Source organism: Pectobacterium aroidearum, assembly GCF_015689195.1.
In the GTDB taxonomy this organism is placed as follows: domain Bacteria; phylum Pseudomonadota; class Gammaproteobacteria; order Enterobacterales; family Enterobacteriaceae; genus Pectobacterium; species Pectobacterium aroidearum.
In genome coordinates this window covers 2,455,164-2,478,836 of sequence record NZ_CP065044.1, presented here as the reverse complement: position 1 = coordinate 2,478,836, position 23,673 = coordinate 2,455,164, and the positions used below count along the sequence as shown (strand labels likewise).

Sequence of the window (23,673 nt, the reverse complement as noted above, 5' to 3'; positions counted from 1 at the left end):
AATATGAAGGAGTTCATCAATGGCAATTAGCGATAATGACTACAACCGGGCTCGCGCGATCCTCATCGCTGCGGGAAGTAATTCGGCGCGAGCTTCACACGAAAAACACACGCAAGGTACAGGCTCTCCCGATGGCCACGGGCAGAGTCTGTTGAGAGGCTCACGAGATGAATTTCGTACTGCAGATAGAGGCAAACCTAATCTTCAGTCGGAAATGACGCAGGCTCATTACAATGCGATTCATGCTGCCGCCCAACAAATGGGTATTCAGGGTTGGTAGTTAGGCGAATGTGAAGATGCAAAACCATTGCCCTTATACCTGCCTCATCCTGAGGCAGGTATTTCAGTTAGCCGTTCAAATAGCGTTTTAGCGTTAGCCCGACCGACTGGCGTAAAACGTTTCAGGATAAAAGCAGCGTCCGCTCGTTTTCATCGCGAACAGGAAAGTAGCGAGATCATTATGTTATTGGTGAAGATACAAATCGTCGCCTACGCTTAAAATGTGATGGTGATCACAGTCATTGCCACCACGAATACAACACCTCACTGACAAACACGCGCCCTTTCTGACTAACGTTAATCGTCCATCGTGACACCCAGTTTATCCACGATAAAACATGGAGAACCCATGCAAACGTGTAACACGAAGCTGATTATTTTCAGCGATCTCGACGGATCGTTGCTCGATCATGAGACTTATCGGTGGGACGCCGCGCAGCCGTGGCTGACGCGACTGGCAAACGAGGCAATTCCACTGATTATCACCACCAGTAAAACGGCGGCCGAAGTTGCCCCCTTACGGCAGGCGCTCGGGCTGGATCATTATCCCTATATTGCGGAAAACGGCGCTATTGCCGTACTCCCTCCGACATGGCAAACGCATCCCGATTACCCACGCAAGAGGAGCTGCGTGGAATATTCCGTCATCCGTACTCAGTTAGCGCAGTTGCGCACGTCCGGTTTTCGCTTCAAAGGCTTTGGCGATATGAGCAGCGCGGAGATAGCAGAAGTGACAGGGTTAAACGAGCAAGATGCCCAACGAGCGCAACAGCGTGAAGGATCTGAACCGCTGGTGTGGCTGGATGAGCCCACTGCGCTACCGCGTTTCAGTCAGTTACTGGCAGAGGCCGGTCTGGCTCTGACACAAGGGGGGCGCTTCTATCACGTCATGAGCACCCAAACGAGTAAGGGATTCATGGTTAACTGGATAAAAACACAGTATATCAAGAAGTACGGTACTGATATCAAAACGCTTGGTCTGGGAGATGGCCCGAACGATGTATCCCTGTTATGCGCGATGGACTACGCCGTATTAATTAAAGGTAAGGGAAATCATATTGTTACCCTGCCGGAATCGCATAGCGGAAAGCACTATTACACGCAAGCGCCAGGGCCTCAGGGCTGGAGTGAAGGACTGGCACATTTTATCGGCAAGGGTCATTTCTCGGCATAAAACAGCCGCAAGATGGTATGGGAGCACGTGATGAGCGAATTTTATCAAGATGGCATCATTACCAATTTTCACAATCTCACCCAGAGAAAGACGGAAGAGCTGGAGTATGAACTTCAGGTATTTTCCGGACAAAGCAGCATGGGGTTGATTCTGCCCTCGCTGTATTCTGAGCTGGAAGGTCCTGCGCTAAGCCACATTATCGACCAGCTCTCTCAGGTTTCTTACCTTGGCGAAATTGTGATTGGGTTGGATCGCGCCGATCGGGAGCAATTTCTTTACGCACGACAGTTTTTCTCTCGCCTGCCACACCGGCACCGTATTCTGTGGAACGATGGCCCACGCCTGAAAGCGCTCAGCGATGAACTGGCAGAGAAATCGCTGGCACCGCAGGAGCCCGGTAAAGGCCGCAATGTCTGGTTTTGCGTCGGCTATACGTTGGCATCGCGCCGTTCAGCCTGTGTTGCCCTGCATGACTGTGACATTGTCACGTATGATCGGGCGATGCTGGCTCGCCTGCTCTATCCCGTAGCGAATCCGCACTTTAATTATGATTTCTGCAAAGGCTATTACGCCCGCGTCGCTGAAGGAAAACTGAATGGCCGTGTGGGACGCCTGCTGGTTTATCCGTTACTGAAATCGCTGCAAAAGGTTTATGGCAATTCCGACTATCTGGATTACATGCGCAGTTATCGCTATCCGCTTTCTGGCGAGTTTGCGATGCGCACCACCATTCTGAACAACCTGCGTATTCCGAGTGATTGGGGGCTGGAAATTGGCGTGCTGTCAGAAATTCATCGCGGCACCGCTACCCGGCGTATTTGTCAGGTAGATATCGCGGATCGCTACGACCATAAACATCAGCCGATGTCTGAAGACGACCCGAACGCAGGGTTACAGCGCATGGCAGCGGATATCACCAAAGCGCTGTATCGCAAGCTGGCGATTCTCGGCGTGAATATCACCTCGGATTCTTTCCGCGTCCTGCGGGCGACCTACTATCGTACCGCTCTTGATATGATCGATGCTTTCGAACATGACGCGCGCATGAACGGCCTGAGTTTCGATCGTCATAAAGAGGAATCCGCGGTGGAGCTCTTCTCTGATGTGATCACCCATGCTGGCCATGTTTATAGTGATAGCCCGGGCGATAAACCCTTTGTCCCTAGCTGGAACCGCGTGCAGTCGGCTTTTCCCGATATCCTAGAACGACTGTACGCTGCGGTAGAAGCCGACAATCAGGAAACATAACGCCTTCCTCGCGACCTCATAGGGCAAGCGCATCATGATGCATCATTTTATGCGTCATGATGGATCCCTTACATCCACTGGGTATGTCACCGAAGGCACAAGCCGCCGCACGTGACGCTGTCGTGAAAGCCAATCGCTATGCAAAGGATGAAATCTTAATGCTTGGCAATAAGTTGGCCGCACACCATCAGGTTGAAGCGTCTTCCGTCTTGTTGACGGCCGGATCGTCTGAAGGCATCCGGGCGGCGATTGAAGCCTACGCGTCGCTGGATGCACAACTGGTTATTCCTGAATTAACCTACGGCGATGGCGAGCACTTCGCCAAAATTGCCGGAATCAAGGTAACGAAAGTCAAGATGCTCGATAACTGGGCATTCGATATTGAAGGGTTAAAAGCCGCGGTTGCCGGTTATAGCGGCCCTTCCATCGTTTATCTGGTCAATCCCAATAACCCCACGGGCACGATTACGCCGGCGGATTTAATTGAACCGTGGATTGCCAGCAAACCTGCCAATACGATGTTTATCGTCGATGAAGCCTACGCCGAGTTCGTCAACGATCCGCGTTTTCGTTCTATTTCGCCGATGATTACCCAGGGCGCGGAGAACATTATTTTGCTCAAAACGTTCTCTAAAATACATGCAATGGCCGGTATGCGCGTTGGCTATGCCGTTGCACATCCTAAAGTCATCGCGTTAATGGGTCGGTATGTTGCAGGTGAGAAAATTAACTTTAGCGGCGTGGATGCGGCATTGGCATCTCTGGACGACTCGGCGTTCATTACCTACAGCAAAAAGAGTAATGATGTGTCGCGCCAAATCCTGCTGAAGGCGCTGGATGACCTGAAACTGCCTTACTTACCGTCAGAAGGAAACTTTGTTTTCCACCAGTTGGTCGTGCCGCTTAAGGATTACCAAAAGCATATGGCAGATGCAGGCGTACTGATTGGTCGCGCGTTCCCTCCTGCGGATAACTGGTGCCGTATCTCATTAGGAACACCGCAGGAAATGCAATGGGTAGCCGATACCATGCGCGAATTCCGTAACAAGAACTGGATTTAATTCTCCGTTATACCGCTCTTGTCGCACCGAAAGGGTAAGACATCCGCCCCTCTTTCTGAGGGGTGATTATTCCTGAACCATACCGTTGAAACCTGAGTAACGCTTGACCCGCGGGGAATTGCGCGGCTAAATGACCTCATGCCTTTCATTATTTATATTGATATCAGGCACAAGCAGAATATGAAAACGGTCAGGGAGAAATAAGAGCATGATTATTTTTGTTACCGGTGCAACGGCTGGGTTTGGTGAGTCAATTACGCGTAAATTTATTAGTGCAGGCCATAAAGTGATTGCGACGGGCCGCCGTCAGGAACGTCTGGATGCGCTGAAGGCAGAACTGGGCGATGCGCTGTATACGGTAAAACTGGACGTACGCGATCGTCAGGCGATTGAACAAGCCGTTGCCGCCCTGCCGGCTGAATGGCGGGCGATTGATGTGCTGGTGAACAACGCCGGACTGGCGCTGGGTCTGGAACCTGCGCATAAAGCGTCGGTAGACGATTGGGAAAATATGATCGATACCAATAACAAAGGGCTGGTGTTCATGACGCGCGCGCTGCTGCCAGCGATGGTGGAACGTAATATCGGTCACGTCATTAACATCGGCTCTACCGCCGGAAACTGGCCATACGCAGGCGGTAACGTTTACGGCGCCAGCAAGGCGTTCGTGCAGCAGTTTAGCCTGGGATTGCGTGCTGATCTGTCTGGCACTCGAATTCGCGTAACGAATATCGAACCAGGTCTGGTCGGTGGAACCGAGTTCTCTGCGGTGCGCTTCAAAGGCAATGATGAAAAAGTCAGTAAAACCTACGACAACACTACGCCGCTGACAGCTGAAGATGTGTCTGAAGCCGTTTTCTGGGTGGCCACCCTGCCAGCGCACGTCAACATCAACACGCTGGAAATGATGCCAGTCAGCCAGTCTTTTGCTGGATTAAGCGTACACCGCGAAGGTTAATAATTTTCGGCACACCAGTATTAAGGGCATGAACACGGTTTCATGCCCTTTTCTATAGCTTCACACGTCAGACGTTTGCCAGATACTGCGTGGTTATAGTGCCGTTGAAGCGAAGGATGTATACTTCTTGTTATAGGCAACCTTTCGTTTTGCACGACGCGCGAAGGTTACAGGGAACGCCGGTCGCCTTTTGTTGTCTATCGCTTGCCGTGCGCTTTATCGTTTTGCGGCATCGGCGTTTGTTTTTATCATTTGTTCTGTCAAGGTGAAACATGAACCACTACTCTTTTTCTTCTTTGATTCGGGCCTTCATCCCGCTTTCTCTGGTTATCGTTTCCGCTGCCTGGCAGCCTGCCGCTCTGGCAGATACGCGCCATATCATTGTCGACTCCGGCGACAGCACCTTGTCGAAAGAAGCGGCGCGTCAAAGTAAAGAGCAATGGGACTCAACCCGCTCACTGCGTAATAAAGTGAATAGCCGCGTTGAGAAAGAATTCGATAAAACGGAAAAAGCCATTGATGGGCGTGAAAAATGCAACGCCAGCTACAACGTCAATGCTTACTGGGAAAACACGACCGATCGTTGCCTCGATCGTCGTACTGGTCGCCCGGTTACCCCTTGATTCTTCACCCACGCCTTCTGGCGTGGGTTTTCCCCTTTTCCCTTCGTATTACGGCACATTCCCTTACTCTCAAAAGATGACATTCCCTTTCAATTCAACGATTATCGTTCTATAACGTTGCAACATGGGGTTTATCCAGAAAATGGAGTGCATCAGGATGAATATGGATTTAGCACGATTATTTTCACGCGCTTTTCACATCAAACTGTGGGGCGTGCTCATCATGTGCCTACTGGCCAGCTCGTGCGCAAGCTCGTACCCGGAGACGGACAACATCACGACTATCACCAATAACAACGGAACGATTGTTGCTGAGTCCGATACCTACGTTTATAAATTCTCCGACGCCAGAGCACAAAAAGAGTATCAGGACTATTACGCGTTTTATCGTGATTACAAAGACATTATCCTTGGCGTGAGGGTCGATTTTTCTCTCCGAAATGGTCAGGTCTACGCGAAGTATAAAAACGTGATTGATACTCGCCGATTGACCAAAGAGCAGAAAGTCGATTTACGCGAACTCTTCGCGGCGAACATTCCCACGACAATGGGAAAAGGTGAAGTCACCTTTAGCGCAAGCGGCACATTCAGTAAGAAAGAAGGCTCACTGGTCAGCCCGACCCAAAATGGGCGTCTGCCGCAGCCTATTCCCGTCGTCATCAATAGCAGCGATAACTCTGGCAAAGAGGTACTGCTTGCTCCTCTCATGATTCCGGCTGTCGTCCTTTTCCCGCTGTTTATGATGTACGGCTGCGCCACCGGGCCCTGTGTTTAATCGGTTTGGGCCATCATTGATGGTCTAATTCCGCGGCTTTTTCGCGTTATTTTCATCGTTTGATATACTCAAAGAGACTTTTTTCAGAGAAAAGGATCAAAAGATGAAAAAAACCGTCATTTTGGGTACCGCGTTATTCCTGGTCGCTCCGTTGGCTGCACTGGCATCTTGCGAGAGCGTGAAAGCAGATATTGCCCAGAAAATCATCGCCAATGGCGTGCCAGAATCCGGTTTTACGCTGGATATTGTCCCGAACGATCAGGTAAATCAAGCCGGTGGTCTGGTGGTGGGTCACTGCGAAAACGATTCGCACAAGATTGTTTACACTCGTCATGCTGAAGGCGACGCTAATACGGGAAATGCATCTGCACCCGCAGAAGGCCAGCCGACCACAACACCGTAATCTCTTCCTCTGGATGTTCAAAATACATGTTCAAAAGGCGCTTTCGCGCCTTTTCTTTTGCCGTTATTTCTCTCTGGTTTCAACCTGCCCCGGTCGCTGGCTTGCGGGGATCATTCTGGCGGAAAGCAGTGTGATAGCAGCGATGAGTGCGGAAACGATAAATACGCCGTGAATTGACGAGGCGACTTGCGAGGCCAGCGTATCGAGCTGGTTGACGCTCAGTAGGATACGCTTGGCCGGATCCATGAGCGTCTGGAGTGGATCGCTCACGTCCGGCAATCGCCAGTGTAGATTGATGTTCAGCGTGGCGCCAAGAATTGCGGTTCCCAACGCGGAACCCAGCATGCGGGTAAACATGGCGGAAGCCGTCGCAATGCCGCGGATAGAGTAATCCACCGAGTTTTGTATCGATACCAGAAACGTGGTGCTGCTCAGCCCCATTCCCGAACCGATCAGAAATGCCGCTAGCCGCGCCCACATGAGATTGCTGTCTGGTTGAACGGTTAACAGCGTCAGACTGCCGATAATCAGCACGATACCGCCGAGCATTGCCGTAAAGCGATAAGACGTCCACAGCATTAAGCGTCCGCTCAGCGTACTGGCCAGCGGCCAGCCAATCGACATCATCGCCAAGATACTGCCTGCTTCCAGCGGCGTTTTACCCATCACACCCTGAATAAACGTCGGCAGAAAAGCGCTCACGCCCATCATCGCAGCACCGACGACTAATCCTCCGAGATTACCGGCGATAATGACCCGATTGCGCCAGAGTGCCAGCGGGAACAGCGGCTCTGCCGTGCGTTTTTCCTGTCGGACCAGCAGGATGCAACCCACCGCAGAAATCGCAAGCAGCGGGATTACCCAGTAGCCAAACACCTCAGCCTGTAGCAGTGCCATCAGCAGGCTGGCGACGGACACAACCAGATAGAACGCCCCCACCCAGTCCAACTGGTGCTGGCGCACGGCGTTGATCGTCGGCAGGTAACGAGCCAGCAGGAAGATGGAAAACAGTCCAATCGGCACATTGACCCAGAAAACCAGTGCCCAGTTGAAGTGTTGGACGATAAACGCGCCCAACAGCGGGCCGATAATCGCGGAAACGCCCCACACGCTGGACAGATAACCCTGTATTTTCGGGCGTTCGGTCGAGCTGTATACATCGGCAACAATGGTGAATGCAATCGGGGTTATCGCGCCTGCGCCCAACCCTTGCAAGGTACGGAAGACTATCAGCCAGCCCATCTGTGTCGAAAATCCGCACAGAACCGATCCCAGCAGGAATACCATCATGCCGAAGAAGAAAATCTTTTTGCGGCCATAGAGATCGGCAAGGCGGCCATAAATCGGAATGCTGATTGATTGTGTCAGCAAATAACCCGCAAAAACCCATCCTAATAGGGAGAATCCGCCTAAATCCGCGATGATGGTGGGCAGCGCCGTGGCGACAATCGTCACTTCAATCGCCGCCGTAAACATGGCCAGCATACAGGCAATCAAAATCCAGTGGCGATGTGGGACAGGCGTTTGTTTCTGGTTATTCTCTGTTTTCATTATATTTTCAGGATAAGAAGAAAAACTGCCTGTGAGTATAACAGGTGATGTGGCGGAGAAAATTTATTCCCGCAGAGCAGCGGGAATAGAAGACGACAGAAATTAATTGCTGACGGCAGAAAGATCGATATAAGGCGAGAGATCCCGCTGTTCGGCACGCGGTAAGTAAGGTAGCTCGCCCAGTTGTGGTGCCGGAATTTTTTTCCGCAGAACGTGAATGATTTCGGCGTAATTCGCCAGACCGGGGTTAATACGGTTAGCGACCCAGCCAACCAGCGGCAAACCATCGTTGATGATTGCCTGCGCCGTCAGCAACGCATGGCTGATACAGCCCAGTTTGATGCCAACAACCAGCACAACGGGCAGTTGTTCCTGTACGACCCATTCGGAATACGGACGCAGATCGTTCATGACGGTTCGCCATCCGCCCGTGCCTTCGACCACCACAATATCCGCTGCCTCGCTCATGTGGCGCAGACCCTGCGTCATCGTGCAGTAATCAATCGTTCCTTCACTGGCGCTGATTTCATCCTCTCGCAGAGCGATGGGGTTAACCATGTTATAGGGCAATTCCAGTGTGGAAGCCGCCTGTAGCAGCAGTGCATCTTTATTACGCAGGCCCGCTTCCGTCTCTTCGCACCCTTTCGCTATCGGTTTGTAGCCCGCAACCGATTTGCCTGCCAGCGCTAGTTTTTGCAGTAGCGCCTTGGATACCACTGTTTTGCCAACGGCGGTATCAGTACCAGTGACAAAAATACGTTTCAACATGGGATAACTCCAGACCACCTGAATACCAAAAAACAAGCACAGCTAAAATGCTTTCCAAGCGTGAAAGTCTAGGCTATGCCTCATTCGGGCGGTTTGCGTTAGCGCAATGTTTTGTTGCTCTACGCCTTTCTGGTTATCCCTGTAGTAGTTTAACCAGCAGCGATCCGTTATAGAGAGCGTCTTTTACCAATGCTGCACCGGGCATCGTCCCCTGATTGTAGAACTGGGTCGCTTCTACCTGAATGTTATGGCTATAGGGTGGGAATGACTGCTGTTGAATGCAGCCTAAAATGGCGGGGTGCAAAATGCTGGCCGCTTTATTCAGGGGGGAACCCACCAGAATTTTATCGGGGTTGAAGAGATTCACCATGATGGCAACAATTCGGCCTACGTTATTGCCGACATCGTTGATGATATCTTTGGCTAATTGATCGCCTTTGAGCGCCGCATCACACAGATTCTCAACGTTAAGCGGTGAACCATGCAGGAGCGAACTCATGGATGTATTCATGCGCTGCTGCGCTAACTCCAGCATATTTTCCGTGCTGGCGACCGTTTCCAGACAGCCGTGATTGCCGCAATAGCAACGTTTACCATAGGGATCGACCTGCGTATGCCCGATTTCAACCAGATTCCGGCTTCTCGCGTGCAGGATGCGTCCGCCGGTAATCACACCTGCGCCAACGTTATGGTCGATTACCACCTGAATGACATTTTGACAATCGCGCGCCGCGCCGTATAACGCTTCGGCCATCGTCCAGGCACAAATATCGTGCTGCAAATACACGGGTAGCCCCGTACGCTGTTCCAGCGCCGGGCCAATCGCCATTTCCTCAACGTCATAGAACGGCATGCGGTGAATAACGCCCTTGTTGGCGTCAATCATGCCCGGCGCGGTAATCGCGATTGCGGTTAATCGCTCCAGTCGTTTCTGGTGACGAATAAAAAACTGGTCGATTTCATTCAAAATACGATCAAGCAGCGGTTGCGGCGCTTCTGCGGGAAGCGGGATATCTTCTTCTACAACCAGCTTGCTGCTGAGATCGCGCAACGCCAAGGAAATACTATTGTGGCTGATGCGGGCGGAAAGATAGTGCCAGGCTTCGGTATCCAGGATCAGCCCGATAGCAGGACGCCCCCTGCTACCCACATCCTGGTATTCGGTTTCCTGCACCAGATGGGCTTCCAGCAGTTCGCGGACGATTTTGGTAATACTGGCGGGCGCGAGCTGAGCGCGTTTGGACAGTTCGATACGTGATATCGGGCCGTACTTATCGATCAGCCGATACACCGCGCCGGCATTCATTTGTTTGATTTGATCGATGTGTCCTGGTTGACCGTCGGATATCACAAACCTGGCTCCTACTCATTATATACCCGTCATACTTCAAGCTGCATGTGCGTTGGCTTCAGTCAGTCACCCGAATCACTTACCTGAGTAAGCTCATCGGGATTCCTTCCCTTGCCGCCTTCCTGCACCCCGAATTATTTAGGGTATATCTGGCACTGCTGTTGAAAAATTTATCTTTATTATTGCGGTATGACTATTTTTCACGCTGCAAAATAAAAAAACTGCGGGTATGGTGGGGCTTTTCACTAAACTCGTCAAATATTTGATTCGTTATGTGATTTAGCCCGCATATTTTAACGATTATCCGCCCAACATCAGCGACATTAGCATTTTTGCCGCCGCACTTTGCGGATGGTGCCGCGCGGTAACCAGCCAGACTTCCGTTGTGGCGTCTTCTTCTTCCAGCAGCAAATATTTCACGCCATCGACCCGAATACGCAAAAACGATGCCGGCAAAATGGATACGCCTAACCCCGCCGACACCAGCCCGACGATAGTCATCGCCTCGCCCACTTCTTGCGTAATGTAGGGGCTGATGCCATAGCGTTTCAGCAACGTCAGCGTGTCGTCATACAGTGCGGTTCCCACCGCACGAGAGAAGAAAACGAACGGTTCATTCGCCAACTGTGTGATATTGATTGCCCGCCCAGCGGCCTGCTGAGCTAAGGGATGGGATTCCTGCACGACGGCAATCAGCGGTTCACGTAATAACAACTGATGATCCAGCGCGTCCGGCAGCGGGTTATTGCGCATAATGCCGATATCGAGCTTACCGTTCAGCAGCGGTTCAATTTGCTGCTTGGTGTTGAGCTCCATCATCTGAATATGCACTTCCGGGTACGTTTGACGAAAGCGCAGCAGGCTGCTGGAGATCTTTTTGATAAACGGCGCGGACGAGGTAAAACCAATCGTTAATTCCCCAATTTCGCCGCGTTGAATGCGGGACGCTCGCTCAGCCGCCTGATCAACCTGGCTGATAATCGACCAGGCTTCTTTCAGGAACATCTCGCCCGCCGGGGTAAGCTGGACATTACGGTTATTGCGCGCCAGCAGTTTCGCTCCCACCTGCTCCTCCAGAATTTGAATCTGCTGGCTCAGTGGCGGCTGTGAAATGCGTAATCTTTCTGCGGCTCGACCAAAATGCAGCTCTTCAGCGACCGCAATAAAATAGCGAAGGTGACGTAGTTCGATACTCATACTTTAAACGTATCAATCATGATTATTAATATATTATACAAAATAATATCACTCTTCTATGATCGTCCTACTGTTGTTTTACGCCTGATTTACCTTTTCCGGTAAGGAATTATTGTGAGTAACCTGCCATCTTCTGCACCGAACGACTGGCCCCTTTCTACGGCCGACGATGCGGATGATATTGCCCTGAGAACTTCGGGAAAAATGCCTTATATTGCTCGTGGTACGCCACAATTTATGCGCGTCACGCTGGCGCTGTTTTCTGCCGGATTAGCGACGTTTGCGCTGCTGTATTGTGTTCAGCCCTTGCTGCCTGTGCTCTCTCAGGATTTCGGTATTTCGCCAGCTACCAGTAGCTTGTCGCTTTCCGTATCGACGGTAATGCTGGCGTTTGGGCTACTGTTCACCGGCCCGCTCTCCGACACCATCGGTCGTAAGAATGTCATGGTCGTCTCTTTGATGCTGGCTGCGCTCTGTACCGTGATTTGCGCATTTATGACCAGCTGGAACGGCATATTGATCATGCGGGCGATGATTGGTCTGTCACTAAGCGGCGTCGCGGCGGTCGCCATGAGCTACCTGAGTGAAGAAATTCATCCCAGCGTGCTGGCGTTCTCGATGGGGTTATATATCAGCGGCAACTCGATTGGCGGTATGAGCGGACGTCTGGTGAGCGGCGTCTTGACGGACTATTTCCCGTGGCGAGTTGCCATCGGCACGATCGGCGTACTGGCGCTCATTGCGGCGATAACCTTCTGGCGTATTCTGCCCGAATCCCGCCATTTCCGCCCCGGATCGCTACGACCGAAAACGCTGCTGCTGAATAGCAAACTGCACTGGCGCGATGCGGGGTTACCGCTGCTGTTCCTTCAGGGATTTTTACTGATGGGCGCGTTCGTTACTCTGTTTAACTACATTGGATATCGGCTGTTAGCCTCACCGTATTTACTCAGTCAGGCGGTAGTTGGCTTACTTTCCGTGGTTTATCTCACTGGAAGTTACAGTTCGCCAAAAGCCGGAGCATTAACGGCTCGCTACGGACGCGGCCCCGTACTCAGCATTTCTATCCTCCTGATGCTGACAGGTCTGGGAATAACGGCACTGACGCCGGTATTTGCTATCTTTGGTGGGATGATGCTCTTTACCGCTGGCTTCTTCGCAGCACACTCGGTAGCCAGCAGTTGGATTGGCCAACGGGCACGGCGCGCGAAAGGTCAGGCGTCATCCATGTATCTCTTTTCTTACTATCTTGGATCGAGCCTGGCTGGTACGCTCGGGGGATTATTCTGGCATTCATTTGGCTGGACGGGCATCACCGTATTTCTGAGCGCACTCTTACTGCTCGCGCTGGGAGTCAGCCTGATACTCAAAAAACGGCTTTAAACACCTTTCTTACCGGAGTTTACCTGAGTCTGGGTAAACTCCAGACTGCTCCTGTTCACTCCCCTTATACAGCCCTACCAGCCCTGCTAAAAATGATGGTATCCACAGTTGCTGATGCGTATGTTTGTTAGTATAAAGATAAGTATGTTGTAACTAAAGTGAGCTTATTGATGAATCGCTACACGCTAATCGATCGCATGAACCGCTGTTTCCAAACGTTAGAAAAGAAACTTGCCGTAATGCAACAACAGTTTGCCGACTATCGACTGCTGGCAGGTCGCGTCTATTCCCTTCCCCCTGTGGAAAAAGGAACGGAGCACGATCCTATCGAGCATATCGCCGTAACACAGTACGTCGGGCAAGACGCGCGTGATAAAGGGTTAGCGCACTTTCAGCGTTTGTTCATTCACCACTATCCGGAAACGCTCAGCAGTAAAAGCGCGATTCGCTTACCCGGAGCCCTCTGTTTTTCCGTCAACGCCACACAATATCAGCAGGCACAATCGCTTATCACGGAAATCAACGCGCTGAAAAAAGAGCTGGAGCAGATCATCACCGTCGAGTCTGGTCTGGAACCGGAACAGCGCTTTGAGTTCGTCCACACGCATTTGAAAGGCTTAATTACGCTGAGTGCTTACCGTTCGTTGACGCTCCTAACGAACCCTGCCTCAGTCCGTTTTGGCTGGGCGAATAAGCACGTCATCAAAAATATGACACGTGGGGAACTGCTGGAGCAACTGACAAAAAGTCGGAATGCAGCAAAACATACAGCACCATACACCAAAGCGCAGTGGATTGAGCATATCGAGCAGGAGATTGACGCGGTATTACCGCTGCCGGAAGACGCCGTCTTGAAGATCAAACGGCCGGTGAAAGTACAGCCCATCGCACGCGTGTGGTATCCCGAACAGCAGAAACAGGTTCAGCATCCCTGCCCATCCCCCCTGCTTGTGCTTTGCCAGCAGGAGTCCGGCGGCGACGTACCAATTATCGGTGAACTCAATCCTTATGACGCCAACAACATCAAGCATAAGCACAAACCCAAAGCGGCCGAACTTCGTCTGCTCATTCCGCGTTTGCATCTGTATACCGATGCGCCGGAATGAAAAAGAAAAAGCCTGCTGATCCACACCAGCAGGCTACAGGATAACGCGCGAACTACATTACTTTTTCAGGCTGCCGACCATATCTTCCGGCCGGACCCACTCATCAAACTGCGCTTCGGTTAGGTAGTTCAGTTTGAGCGCAGAGGCCTTCAGCGTCAGCCCTTCTTTGTGCGCTTTTTTGGCAATTTCTGCCGCTTTGTCATAGCCAATGTGCGTATTCAGCGCGGTTACCAGCATTAACGATTCGTTCAACAACTGATTGATGCGATCGCGATTCGGTTCGATACCTACCGCACAGTGCTCATCAAAGCTCTTCATGCCATCAGCCAGCAGGCGAATCGATTGCAGGAAGTTATGAATCACCATAGGGCGATACACGTTCAGCTCAAAATTACCGGATGCCCCACCGATATTCACCGCAACGTCATTGCCCATCACCTGACAACACAGCATCGTCAGCGCTTCACACTGGGTTGGATTGACCTTGCCCGGCATGATGGAACTGCCTGGTTCGTTTTCAGGAATACTCAGTTCGCCGATACCACAGCGCGGGCCAGAAGCCAGCCAGCGAACATCGTTGGCAATCTTCATCAACGAAGCAGCAAGCCCCTTCAAGGCTCCGTGCCCGTGAACCAACGCATCGCAGGTCGCCAGCGCTTCGAATTTATTCGGTGACGTCACAAACGGCTGACCGGTGAGTTTCGCCAGTTCCGCCGCCACACGCACCGCATACTCTGGGTGCGTGTTGAGCCCCGTACCGACGGCAGTACCGCCCAGCGCCAGCTCGCAAATGTGCGGCACGCTATTTTCGATATGTTTCAGGTTATGTTGCAACATCGCGGCCCAGCCGGAGATTTCCTGCCCCAGCGTCAGCGGCGTCGCATCCTGTAGATGCGTACGGCCAATCTTGACGATATCCTTAAACTGCTCAGCCTTCGACGCCAGCGTGGCGTGCAGCGCCTTCAATTCAGGAATCAGATGTTCGTTGAGCGCGACCACGGCCGCGACATGCATCGCCGTGGGGAATACGTCGTTAGAACTCTGACTTTTGTTGACATCATCATTGGGATGCACCAGTCGATTGTTGCCCCGCTCTCCTCCCAGCAGCTCACTGGCGCGGTTAGCCAACACCTCGTTCATATTCATATTGCTTTGCGTGCCCGACCCCGTCTGCCAAATCGCTAACGGGAACTCCCCGGCATGCTTGCCTGCCAACACTTCGTCCGCCGCCTGAATAATCGCATTTCCCCGTTCGGCAGGCAGAAGCGTGAGATCCATGTTGACGCGAGCCGCCGCACGCTTGGTTTGCGCCAACGCATAAATCAGCGCACGTGGCATTTTCTCTTCAGAAATACGGAAGTGTTCCAGCGAGCGCTGCGTTTGTGCGCCCCACAAACGTTCAGCAGGAACATCAATCGGTCCCATTGAGTCTTTTTCACTACGCGTCGTGCTCATTACCTTTCCTCCTTAAAAAACACATTCAACTAGTAGAAGACATTGGATCACATCGCTGGGCCTATTCTGATGACACTCACTGGCCTGATAACACTTATTGGTCTACTAACACTGTCTGGTATCACGCTACATAAAACATTACCATGAAGCGAAGAAGATGCAGTGTATTCATAATCACTCAGGTAATTAACAGCCAGCATCACAGAAATTAACAATTAATGTAATAGCAGGAAGCCGACATGCAAAAAATGCTTAACTGTATCCAGCACTACGCCTGGGGCAGCAAAAACGCTTTAACCGAGCTATACAGCATTGATAATCCTAATAATTTACCGATGGCAGAACTGTGGATGGGCGCCCATCCTAAAAGTAGCTCTGCGATTATTGATGAAAAAGGCAACACCCGTAACCTGCGGGACGTGATTGCCGAAGACGCAACGACGCATCTTGGTGCAACGATTGCACAACGTTTCGGCGAACTGCCCTTTTTGTTTAAGGTTTTGTGCGCGGAACAGCCGCTTTCCATTCAAGTTCACCCAAGTAAAGCATCGGCAGAACAAGGGTTTGCGAAAGAAAATGCAGCAGGCATCCCGTTAGATGCGGCCGAAAGAAACTACAAAGATGCCAATCACAAACCGGAACTGGTCTATGCATTAACGCCTTTTCAAGCGATGAACGGGTTCCGAGAATTATCTGAAATTGTACGCTTGCTGGAGCCAGTTGCCAGCGCACATCCGTCAATCACTGCGTTTTTACAACAGCCCGACGCGAAGAACCTCGCCATGCTGTTCACCAATCTGCTAAGCATGGAAGGTGAGCAAAAATCGCGGGCGCTCGGTGTGTTGAAGGCTGCGCTAAACAGCCAGAATGACGAACCCTGGGCGACCATTCGCGCGATTACCCAATACTATTCTGATGACAGCGGGTTATTCTCCCCGCTGTTGCTAAACGTCATCACGCTTCAGCCTGGCGAAGCCATGTTCCTGTTTGCTCAAACACCGCATGCCTATCTGAAAGGCGTGGCATTAGAAGTCATGGCAAACTCGGATAACGTGCTGCGCGCTGGGCTAACGCCGAAATACATTGATATTCCAGAACTGCTGGATAATGTCGTGTTTGAGGCCAAACCCGCCAACCAATTGCTGACGACGCCACTCCGCCAAGGCCATGAATTCAGCTTCCCGATCCCTGTTGATGATTTTGCTTTTTCGCTGCACGAACTGACGCAGAGCCCGCAAACGCTCAGCCAGAACAGTGCCGCGATTGTATTTTGTGTTGACGGCCACGCCGTCCTGCAAAAAAATGAGCAGCGACTCTCGCTACGTCCGGGAGAATCCTGCTTTATTTCCGCCAGTGAGTCACCGATAACTGTTGAGGGACAGGGGCGTCTCGCTCGCGTATTTAACCGATAACTTGTTCTATACGCGGCGGCTACCTATGGGTAAGCTGCCAGCGTTTCGCGTTGAAAACGCGCATTTTTTTACTAAAGGATGAATAAAAATGAAAAAGTCGTTAGTCACCGTAGGCGTTATTGTTGCTCTGGGTGCCGTCTGGACCGGCGCATCCTGGTACACCGGCAAGCAGGTAGCTCAGCAGATTGATGGTTTTACCGATATGCTGAATACTAAACTCAAGCAAAACTACCCGAACGCCGGATTGAAAGTAGTCTATCGCGACTATCAGGGCGGCGTATTCACTAGTACTCTGGCCTATGTTTTGCAGGCAGACGGCTCGGCAAAAGGCGCACAGTTCCTGGCGCCCGGTGAAGAACTCGTTTTCAACGAAACCGTGTCTCACGGACCGTTCCCGCTGGCACAGCTCAAGAAATTCAACCTCATTCCGGCAATGGCCTCTGTCCATACCGAGTTAGCCAACACGCCGGCCGTCAAAGCATGGTTTGATTTGACTAAAGATAAACCGTTCTTTACGTCCGAAACTCGCGTCGCCTACAGCGGGGATACTCAGTCACTCATTACGTTGGCTCCTATCGACCATCAGTCACCAGAACAAAAGTTTTCTTTCAGCGGTGCGGAAGCGCTACTGGATATCGGGCACGATTTGCGTAGCAGCAAGCTGGATACCACCATCAGCAGCGTGAAGATGGAAAGGAAAAATGCCTGGGGCCAGACAGAGAATGTCGATGTCACCGATTTCTCCATCAAAGGAACCAATCAAAAAGGCAAATTCGATCTTGATTTAGGCGATGGCGCACTGTCTCTTAAAGCGATGACGTTTACCGTAGAAGGTGGCGAACCCGTTACGTTGAACGATTTTTCTTTAAAAAGTAGCGCAACGGAAGATGACAAAAATCTAGCGGGCAACATGGCTGTGACGCTGGGTTCGTTAATCATCGGCGACCGCAATCTGGGGTCGGGTAACGTAAACATGTCTATCTCACAGCTTGATGGCGCGGGCACCAAGCAATTCCTCACCGCCTATCAGGAAAAAGTGCAGAAGCTGTTGCAGGATCCGGCCGCCATGGATCCCGACACGTATCAGCACGAAGTTGTTATGTCTGTTCTGCAATACCTGCCGCAGCTGTTGAAAGGCAACCCGAACATTGCTATCTCCCCGATCAGTTGGAAAAACAGCAAAGGTGAAGGAACGTTCACACTGGCGCTGGATTTAACCGATCCCTTGCAAAGCACGGATAAAGCCGCTGAATCAGCGGTATCTGACGAAGAAAAAATCATTCGTCAGTCCGTCAAAAAACTCGATGCCAAGCTCAATGTGCCTTTGGATATGCTGACAGAATTAATGGTACAGGCAGGACCAAAACCAGCTAACGATGAAGAGCAAAAGCAGGCGACAGAAATGGCGCAGCAACAAGCGAAGATGATGGCAGACATCGGTCAAATGAACCAACTGAGCGTCACCAAAGACAACGCGATTACCAGCTCGCTGCACTATGCCGAAGGTCAAATTGACTTCAACGGCAACAAAATAGCACTGGCCGATTTCATCGCCCCTTATTTCTCCGTTCCAACGGAACAAGGTGAAGAATCACTGCCTGGCGCACAGGAAGAACCCGTCACGCCACCGGCACAATAAGCCCGTACACGGTAAGACTACGTGCTAAAACACACGGTGGCCGCACTTGCAGCCACCGTTTTTTCTGCCCGCTTATTCAGTTTGATGTCGAGATGACACCATGTCTGCGTTAAAACCCTTTTTGGAATCTCATCAGGCGGCAATCTACTTTGTTGCCGTGATTGCAGCGGTAGCAACGGCCATGATGCTGCCAGGAACGGAGCAGTGGGATGTCGTGATTAATCCGGCGCTGGCGCTGATGCTGTTTGTCACGTTTCTGCAAGTTCCGCTGACTACGATCGGAAAAAGCCTCACTCAGGTCAGATTCATCGGCGCACTGCTCGTTGCCAATTTCATCGTGATCCCCTTACTGGTTGCGGCGCTGTTACCCTTTCTTCCTGCCGAACCGCTGGTCAAGCTGGGCATCATACTGGTGTTACTCGCGCCGTGTATTGACTACGTCGTAACATTCGCGCATCTGGGTCGTGCCGATGCCGCCCGTCTGTTGGCCGCAACGCCTATTTTACTGTTGCTGCAAATGTTGGCCTTGCCCTTCTACCTGACGCTGTTTCTCGGCCATGATGCCGCCGGACTCATCGTCTTCGCGCCTTTTATCGATGCGTTTATCTGGTTGATTGCCGTGCCTTTAGCGCTGGCGGCGATTCTGCAATGGCTGGCAGCACGCCAACGTACGATGACAGTCTTTGCGGATGCATTGGGCTATTTCCCCGTTCCGGCTACCGCGCTGGTACTATTTGTCGTAGTGGCTGCGGTGATTCCACAACTGCGCGCCACTTGGGCATCGGTGTTGCTCGCAGTGCCATTTTATCTACTCTTCGCGCTGCTGGCACCGCTACTCGGTTGGTTCACTGGCCGCGTTTTCCGGTTGGACTCCACTGGCGGACGCGCCGTAGCCTTTAGCGCCAGCACGCGTAATTCTCTGGTTATCTTGCCATTAGCGCTGGCTATACCCGGTGCGCTACCGCTACTTCCTGCGGTCATCGTCAGCCAAACGTTAGTGGAGCTACTCAGCGAGCTTATTTATATCCGGGTTATTCCTAAGCTGAACGCGTGTAACTCTAGGCAGGAAAAGCGATAGGCGTTTGTTTTTGCTCAATGATTGCTCAGGGAGTCGCGTTTCGGCGGTAACAATTGGCTATTTACCACGATTTCTTTTTATACTTTGTCGTATGAAAAACAGTAATCAGACAATAATATTATGATCGATTTACTCCTGCCATTGACGGATATCCACCGCCATTTGGATGGCAATATCCGCGCCCAGAGTATTCTGGAGCTAGGACACCAGTACAATGTAGCGTTACCCGCCCGCGATCTTGAGGCGCTTCGCCCTCACGTTCAGGTCACCAAAAATGAACCTGATCTGGTGAGTTTTTTACAAAAACTTGACTGGGGCGTGGCCGTGCTCGGTTCACTGGACGCCTGTCGCCGCGTCGCTTACGAGAACGTTGAAGATGCCGTGAAAGCCGGGCTGGATTACGCCGAACTGCGTTTCTCTCCCTACTATATGGCGATGAACCATAAGCTTCCGGTTGCTGGCGTGGTGGAAGCGGTGATCGACGGTATTACCGCCGGCTGCCGTGATTTCGATACCGACATTCGCCTGATTGGCATCATGAGCCGCACCTTCGGCACTGAGGCGTGCCAGCAAGAGCTGGACGCGTTGCTGTCCCAGCGTGACCGTATCGTCGCACTCGATCTGGCTGGCGATGAACTGGGGCACCCTGGTGCGCTATTCACTTCTCATTTCCGACAGGCGCGCGATGCCGGCTGGCACATCACGGTTCACGCCGGTGAAGCAGCCGGTCCGGAAAGTATCTGGCAGGCGATTACTCATCTGGGTGCCGAGCGAATCGGACACGGCGTGACTGCCATTATCGATCCTCACCTGATGACACATATGGCAGAAAACGGGATCGGGATTGAATCTTGCCTGACCTCCAACATTCAGACCAGCACGGTGGAATCGCTGGATAAACATCCGCTCGTCCACTTCCTGCGCTATGAAATCCCCGCCACCATCAATACGGACGATCCGGCGGTTCAAGGCATAGAAATCCGCCATGAATATGAGATTGCCGCCCCACTTGCTGGCCTGACAGCGGTAGAAACGCGTAAAGCACAGGAAAACGGCCTGAACATTGCGTTTATCAGCGAGCAGGAAAAGCAGCAACTGCGTGAAAAGGTACTGCGTAAACGTGGCACAGCCTGATAGCGTCGTATCGTCACGCCGAGCCAAAACTCACGAAAAAATGGCTAACTTTTGTTAGCCGTTTGACATGATTTTGTTTCCAACGAGTCACAGATATCAGTCGTTCGGGGTCGCCGAGGAATGGTGTGAACTAATCAGCCACTGTTTCTGCTTCACGTCCCAGATGTAGGTATAAGTGTAACGTGCCTTCGCTTCACTCCCATCACCAAACCTGAACGTGTATGTTCCGGTATCGATAGCGTCATTACAGCCAATACGGATCGTGCTGGTATCAATCTTACCTACCGGCTTTTTCGCCAGAAAGTGCTCGAAGTAATCAATGCGCTCCGCGTCAGTTGTACGCGGTTTACCCGATAGTGTCGGCAACAAAACGGCATCCGACGCATAGTTTTTATTAACTTTCTTCGCATCCCCTGTTTGTAACGATGCATTCCAACGGTCAAATAACGATGCAATCTCTTTTTTACTGGTTTTCACACACTCGGTACTCTGAGCCGCCTGCACAGATGCGGAGGCCAACGTCCCTAACATCGCGAAAGTTAACACCGTTTTTTTTAACATATTCATTCGATCTCAACTAATAATTATCGTTAACTGCGTCCTGCTCTATCGATAACGTCTCTCGATGAGCCACACTCGTTATAACGTAACGGATCGAAAAAGTAATAAATCTACGTAACTATCACTGCAATAGATTATTTATTGTATTTCCGAGTAGTTACAAGTGATAGCGGAAAATAACAACGCCCCTGGCCTGTGTAAGACCGGGGGCGTTTATCATGTTGAGAGAACGATCACCGCTTATTGGTTAGGCGTATTCTGTTCCTTGTGTAGTCGCTTGACATAACGCTGAGCCAGAGCCGCACACACCATCAACTGAATTTGGTGGAAAATCATCAGCGGCAGCACCATCGCCCCTACCGCTGCGGCAGGAAATAGCACGTTTGCCATCGGGATCCCATTCGCCAGGCTCTTCTTCGAACCACAGAAGACAATAGTGATTTCATCGGCGGTGTTAAAGCCCAGCTTGCGCGCGGCCAGCGTATTCACCACCAGCACAATCGCTAACAGCACCATCGAACAGCCGACGACGGCGAGCAATGACCAGCCGTTGATTTGTCCCCAGATCCCCTGCACAACCGCCTCGCTGAAAGCGACGTACACCACTAAAAGAATCGATGACCGGTCAGTGATATTAATCAGCTTACGGTGGCGATCGACCCAGCCAGCAATCAACGGACGAGACAGATGCCCAATCACGAAAGGCACCATCAGCTGCATAATAATGGAACCGATAGCATGCAGCGTATCCGTTTCTCCGCCCTGCGTGTGCATCAGCAAACCAACCAGAATCGGCGAAAGAAACACGCCCAAAATACTGGATGCCGATGCGCTACAGATAGCAGCCGCTACGTTACCGCCAGCCATTGAGGTATACGCAATCGCCGACTGCACCGTCGCAGGCAGCGCACACAGATAGAGAAAACCAAGATACAACGTTGGCGTCAGCACAACCGGCGACAGCAGGCTCATGCCGATGCCCAGCAGCGGGAACAGAATAAACGTGCTGGCAAACACCACCAGATGTAAACGCCAGTGTCCCATCCCTGCGGTAATCGCTTCGCGCGAGAGCTTTGCGCCATGCATAAAGAACAGGAGAGCAATCGCCGCCGTTGTCAGATACTCAAAGAAGACCTTCACGCCGCCTTCAGCTGGAAGAATCGACGCCGTCAGCACAACCAGAATCAGAACCAATAAAAACTTATCAATGCGTAACCGTTGTAACCACCCCATGCCTGACACCTTTCCTCTAGCCTGTTATTTATCTGATGAACACCCTAACAAGACGGGCGACCCGAAGATCGCCCAAAATGGCAGTCTACGGCGATCCTAAGACCGCCTGTATAAACAAACCGTTAACTATCTGGAATAAAGTGCAGTAAATCTAGCTATTTTTCAGCGTGACGGCTTTTTTCTGCTCATGGGAAAGCAGTCCCAGCTCGATCAACTCCATCACCTGAATCGCCTGATGCACACTGACGGGGTTTTCCCCTTTACCGAGCAGCGCATCGCGCACCGCCGCATAGTAGGCGGGATAGTTACCTGGAATCGTGGCGATCGTTTGCTCTGCCGTTATGCCATCGCGAGACAACGTCAGCACACCATCATGCTTATCCTGTCCCCAGTCGGCTAACGGTGGACGTTCGCCCGCTTTCAGGCGATCTTCCTGCGGGTCGAGCCCGTATTTGACGAAACTGCCACGCGTGCCGTGCACGGTATAGCGTGCAGAAGCCGCGGCCACCAGCATACTGGCGTGCAGGACCACCCGGCGCTGCGGGTAAATCAGCGTCGCATGGAAATAATCCGTTGCCTTACTCCCCGGCCTCAGTTGCGCCATGTCCACCTGAATCGCGACCGGCAAACCAAACAGCTCTAATGCTTGATCCAGCAAGTGCGGCCCCAGATCGTACCAAATCCCACTGCCTTCGCTGCCATCTTCACGCCAGCGCTGACGCACTTCAGGACGGAAGCGATCGAAATGCGATTCCATATACACCACATTTCCTAACGTTCCCGCTGACAGCAGCTGTTTCAGCGTCAGAAAATCGCTGTCCCAGCGGCGGTTATGGAACACAGAAAGCACTTTTCCGACGTGTTCGGCAATCGCGCCTAAGTCGTATGCTTGTGACAACGTCACGGTGAAAGGTTTATCGACGACGACATGCTTGCCCGCTTCCAACGCCTGTTTTGCCAGCGGGAAGTGCGTGTCATTGGGGGTAGGAATAACAATGAGGTCAATATCGGGATCGTTAAACAACGCCTGAGGGTCTTTCTCTACTCGCAGATTTGCCCAATCCGCATGCACTTTTTCAGCACTACTGCTGGATACCGCGACCAGTTCCATACCAGCCGTACCTGCAATCAACGGCGCGTGGAATGTCTTACTGGCATAACCGTAGCCCAGCAACCCAACACGAACGGTCTCACTCATGACGATTCCCCTTAACTTATTTTGACTTTGTGATTTCTCACTCAGTATATACCCGTCATCCGCCAGAGTGCAGAGAGGGATAACAG

Annotated in this window: 22 protein-coding genes; 14 read left to right on the top strand and 8 right to left on the bottom strand. The window is 51.7% G+C overall.

What is annotated here, in order from left to right; translation table 11 throughout:
* Nucleotides 1–19 precede the first annotated feature (19 nt).
* The 8 genes from I2D83_RS11140 to I2D83_RS11105 all read left to right on the top strand — a co-directional run bounded on the left by I2D83_RS11140 (nucleotide 20) and on the right by I2D83_RS11105 (nucleotide 6,521).
* A complete protein-coding gene (locus tag I2D83_RS11140; RefSeq protein ID WP_015840288.1) occupies nucleotides 20–280 on the top strand; it encodes a hypothetical protein in 261 nt (86 codons plus the stop codon).
* A gap of 348 nt (nucleotides 281–628) precedes the next feature.
* Nucleotides 629–1,453: a mannosyl-3-phosphoglycerate phosphatase-related protein gene (locus I2D83_RS11135; RefSeq protein ID WP_205948102.1), complete on the top strand. Its 825-nt coding sequence runs from the start codon at nucleotides 629–631 to the stop codon at nucleotides 1,451–1,453.
* A gap of 30 nt (nucleotides 1,454–1,483) precedes the next feature.
* Nucleotides 1,484–2,701 (top strand): glycosyltransferase family protein, encoded by a 1,218-nt coding sequence (locus tag I2D83_RS11130; RefSeq protein WP_180776799.1) that lies wholly within the window; start codon nucleotides 1,484–1,486, stop codon nucleotides 2,699–2,701.
* Between the two features lie 56 nt (nucleotides 2,702–2,757).
* On the top strand, nucleotides 2,758–3,762 hold the full coding sequence (locus I2D83_RS11125; protein WP_241007300.1) for a pyridoxal phosphate-dependent aminotransferase: 1,005 nt from the start codon (nucleotides 2,758–2,760) through the stop codon (nucleotides 3,760–3,762).
* Nucleotides 3,763–3,970: 208 nt separating this feature from the next.
* Complete coding sequence (ydfG, locus tag I2D83_RS11120; RefSeq protein ID WP_015840284.1) at nucleotides 3,971–4,720, top strand: bifunctional NADP-dependent 3-hydroxy acid dehydrogenase/3-hydroxypropionate dehydrogenase YdfG; 750 nt, start codon at nucleotides 3,971–3,973, stop codon at nucleotides 4,718–4,720.
* Nucleotides 4,721–4,992: 272 nt separating this feature from the next.
* A complete protein-coding gene (locus I2D83_RS11115) occupies nucleotides 4,993–5,343 on the top strand; it encodes a DUF1283 family protein (protein WP_180776801.1) in 351 nt (116 codons plus the stop codon).
* Between the two features lie 157 nt (nucleotides 5,344–5,500).
* Entirely contained in the window at nucleotides 5,501–6,118 is a 618-nt protein-coding gene (locus tag I2D83_RS11110; RefSeq protein WP_205948101.1) for a hypothetical protein, read from the top strand.
* Nucleotides 6,119–6,221: 103 nt separating this feature from the next.
* Complete coding sequence (locus I2D83_RS11105) at nucleotides 6,222–6,521, top strand: DUF1161 domain-containing protein (RefSeq protein ID WP_181828530.1); 300 nt, start codon at nucleotides 6,222–6,224, stop codon at nucleotides 6,519–6,521.
* A gap of 63 nt (nucleotides 6,522–6,584) precedes the next feature.
* Here I2D83_RS11105 and I2D83_RS11100 read toward each other — a convergent pair whose 3' ends face one another.
* The 4 genes from I2D83_RS11100 to I2D83_RS11085 form a co-directional block, all read right to left on the bottom strand.
* Nucleotides 6,585–8,072, bottom strand: a complete 1,488-nt coding sequence (locus I2D83_RS11100; RefSeq protein WP_180776804.1) for an MDR family MFS transporter — start codon at nucleotides 8,070–8,072, stop codon at nucleotides 6,585–6,587.
* Between the two features lie 102 nt (nucleotides 8,073–8,174).
* Nucleotides 8,175–8,840, bottom strand: coding sequence for a dethiobiotin synthase (gene bioD / locus I2D83_RS11095; protein ID WP_015840279.1), 666 nt, complete (start codon nucleotides 8,838–8,840; stop codon nucleotides 8,175–8,177).
* Between the two features lie 133 nt (nucleotides 8,841–8,973).
* Nucleotides 8,974–10,191 (bottom strand): sugar metabolism global transcriptional regulator Mlc, encoded by a 1,218-nt coding sequence (gene mlc / locus I2D83_RS11090; protein ID WP_015840278.1) that lies wholly within the window; start codon nucleotides 10,189–10,191, stop codon nucleotides 8,974–8,976.
* A 300-nt stretch (nucleotides 10,192–10,491) separates the two neighbouring features.
* Complete coding sequence (locus tag I2D83_RS11085) at nucleotides 10,492–11,388, bottom strand: LysR family transcriptional regulator (RefSeq protein ID WP_015840277.1); 897 nt, start codon at nucleotides 11,386–11,388, stop codon at nucleotides 10,492–10,494.
* 114 nt (nucleotides 11,389–11,502) lie between these two features.
* On the opposite strand from I2D83_RS11085, the gene I2D83_RS11080 reads away from it, so the two are divergent.
* Together I2D83_RS11080 and tus are read left to right on the top strand one after the other, a co-directional pair.
* Complete coding sequence (locus tag I2D83_RS11080; protein ID WP_205948100.1) at nucleotides 11,503–12,771, top strand: MFS transporter; 1,269 nt, start codon at nucleotides 11,503–11,505, stop codon at nucleotides 12,769–12,771.
* A 170-nt stretch (nucleotides 12,772–12,941) separates the two neighbouring features.
* On the top strand, nucleotides 12,942–13,877 hold the full coding sequence (tus, locus tag I2D83_RS11075) for a DNA replication terminus site-binding protein (RefSeq protein ID WP_205948099.1): 936 nt from the start codon (nucleotides 12,942–12,944) through the stop codon (nucleotides 13,875–13,877).
* 57 nt (nucleotides 13,878–13,934) lie between these two features.
* Here tus and fumC read toward each other — a convergent pair whose 3' ends face one another.
* Nucleotides 13,935–15,332: a class II fumarate hydratase gene (gene fumC, locus I2D83_RS11070; RefSeq protein ID WP_205948098.1), complete on the bottom strand. Its 1,398-nt coding sequence runs from the start codon at nucleotides 15,330–15,332 to the stop codon at nucleotides 13,935–13,937.
* Nucleotides 15,333–15,571: 239 nt separating this feature from the next.
* Between fumC and manA the strand changes: the two genes are divergently transcribed.
* The 4 genes from manA to add all read left to right on the top strand — a co-directional run bounded on the left by manA (nucleotide 15,572) and on the right by add (nucleotide 20,595).
* Nucleotides 15,572–16,744 (top strand): mannose-6-phosphate isomerase, encoded by a 1,173-nt coding sequence (gene manA, locus I2D83_RS11065; protein ID WP_205948097.1) that lies wholly within the window; start codon nucleotides 15,572–15,574, stop codon nucleotides 16,742–16,744.
* An 88-nt stretch (nucleotides 16,745–16,832) separates the two neighbouring features.
* A complete protein-coding gene (locus I2D83_RS11060; protein ID WP_205948096.1) occupies nucleotides 16,833–18,383 on the top strand; it encodes a YdgA family protein in 1,551 nt (516 codons plus the stop codon).
* A 100-nt stretch (nucleotides 18,384–18,483) separates the two neighbouring features.
* On the top strand, nucleotides 18,484–19,461 hold the full coding sequence (locus tag I2D83_RS11055) for a bile acid:sodium symporter (RefSeq protein ID WP_205948095.1): 978 nt from the start codon (nucleotides 18,484–18,486) through the stop codon (nucleotides 19,459–19,461).
* Between the two features lie 120 nt (nucleotides 19,462–19,581).
* Nucleotides 19,582–20,595 (top strand): adenosine deaminase, encoded by a 1,014-nt coding sequence (gene add, locus I2D83_RS11050; RefSeq protein ID WP_205948094.1) that lies wholly within the window; start codon nucleotides 19,582–19,584, stop codon nucleotides 20,593–20,595.
* Between the two features lie 96 nt (nucleotides 20,596–20,691).
* Here add and I2D83_RS11045 read toward each other — a convergent pair whose 3' ends face one another.
* From I2D83_RS11045 to I2D83_RS11035, 3 genes are all read right to left on the bottom strand, one after another.
* A complete protein-coding gene (locus tag I2D83_RS11045) occupies nucleotides 20,692–21,156 on the bottom strand; it encodes an SgcJ/EcaC family oxidoreductase (RefSeq protein ID WP_180777328.1) in 465 nt (154 codons plus the stop codon).
* A gap of 240 nt (nucleotides 21,157–21,396) precedes the next feature.
* Nucleotides 21,397–22,389 carry a bile acid:sodium symporter family protein gene (locus tag I2D83_RS11040; RefSeq protein WP_205948093.1) on the bottom strand — a complete coding sequence of 331 codons (993 nt, stop codon included), beginning with the start codon at nucleotides 22,387–22,389 and terminating at the stop codon, nucleotides 21,397–21,399.
* 151 nt (nucleotides 22,390–22,540) lie between these two features.
* The gene (locus I2D83_RS11035) at nucleotides 22,541–23,587 is read right to left on the bottom strand and encodes an oxidoreductase (protein ID WP_015840267.1); all 1,047 of its coding nucleotides are present in this window, start codon (nucleotides 23,585–23,587) and stop codon (nucleotides 22,541–22,543) included.
* Nucleotides 23,588–23,673: the final 86 nt, after the last annotated feature.

Excerpts from the sequence above, each read along its gene's own strand:
- I2D83_RS11060 (WP_205948096.1), top strand. The coding sequence starts at position 16,833 with ATGAAAAAGTCGTTAGTCACCGTAGGCGTTATTGTTGCTCTGGGTGCC.
- I2D83_RS11135 (WP_205948102.1), top strand. The coding sequence starts at position 629 with ATGCAAACGTGTAACACGAAGCTGATTATTTTCAGCGATCTCGACGGA.
- fumC (WP_205948098.1), bottom strand. The coding sequence starts at position 15,332 with ATGAGCACGACGCGTAGTGAAAAAGACTCAATGGGACCGATTGATGTT.
- I2D83_RS11100 (WP_180776804.1), bottom strand. The coding sequence starts at position 8,072 with ATGAAAACAGAGAATAACCAGAAACAAACGCCTGTCCCACATCGCCAC.
- I2D83_RS11085 (WP_015840277.1), bottom strand. The coding sequence starts at position 11,388 with ATGAGTATCGAACTACGTCACCTTCGCTATTTTATTGCGGTCGCTGAA.
- I2D83_RS11125 (WP_241007300.1), top strand. The coding sequence starts at position 2,758 with ATGATGGATCCCTTACATCCACTGGGTATGTCACCGAAGGCACAAGCC.
- I2D83_RS11130 (WP_180776799.1), top strand. The coding sequence starts at position 1,484 with ATGAGCGAATTTTATCAAGATGGCATCATTACCAATTTTCACAATCTC.
- tus (WP_205948099.1), top strand. The coding sequence starts at position 12,942 with ATGAATCGCTACACGCTAATCGATCGCATGAACCGCTGTTTCCAAACG.
- I2D83_RS11040 (WP_205948093.1), bottom strand. The coding sequence starts at position 22,389 with ATGGGGTGGTTACAACGGTTACGCATTGATAAGTTTTTATTGGTTCTG.
- I2D83_RS11105 (WP_181828530.1), top strand. The coding sequence starts at position 6,222 with ATGAAAAAAACCGTCATTTTGGGTACCGCGTTATTCCTGGTCGCTCCG.
- bioD (WP_015840279.1), bottom strand. The coding sequence starts at position 8,840 with ATGTTGAAACGTATTTTTGTCACTGGTACTGATACCGCCGTTGGCAAA.
- I2D83_RS11055 (WP_205948095.1), top strand. The coding sequence starts at position 18,484 with ATGTCTGCGTTAAAACCCTTTTTGGAATCTCATCAGGCGGCAATCTAC.
- I2D83_RS11115 (WP_180776801.1), top strand. The coding sequence starts at position 4,993 with ATGAACCACTACTCTTTTTCTTCTTTGATTCGGGCCTTCATCCCGCTT.
- I2D83_RS11045 (WP_180777328.1), bottom strand. The coding sequence starts at position 21,156 with ATGTTAAAAAAAACGGTGTTAACTTTCGCGATGTTAGGGACGTTGGCC.
- I2D83_RS11110 (WP_205948101.1), top strand. The coding sequence starts at position 5,501 with ATGAATATGGATTTAGCACGATTATTTTCACGCGCTTTTCACATCAAA.
- ydfG (WP_015840284.1), top strand. The coding sequence starts at position 3,971 with ATGATTATTTTTGTTACCGGTGCAACGGCTGGGTTTGGTGAGTCAATT.
- I2D83_RS11140 (WP_015840288.1), top strand. The coding sequence starts at position 20 with ATGGCAATTAGCGATAATGACTACAACCGGGCTCGCGCGATCCTCATC.
- I2D83_RS11035 (WP_015840267.1), bottom strand. The coding sequence starts at position 23,587 with ATGAGTGAGACCGTTCGTGTTGGGTTGCTGGGCTACGGTTATGCCAGT.
- add (WP_205948094.1), top strand. The coding sequence starts at position 19,582 with ATGATCGATTTACTCCTGCCATTGACGGATATCCACCGCCATTTGGAT.
- manA (WP_205948097.1), top strand. The coding sequence starts at position 15,572 with ATGCAAAAAATGCTTAACTGTATCCAGCACTACGCCTGGGGCAGCAAA.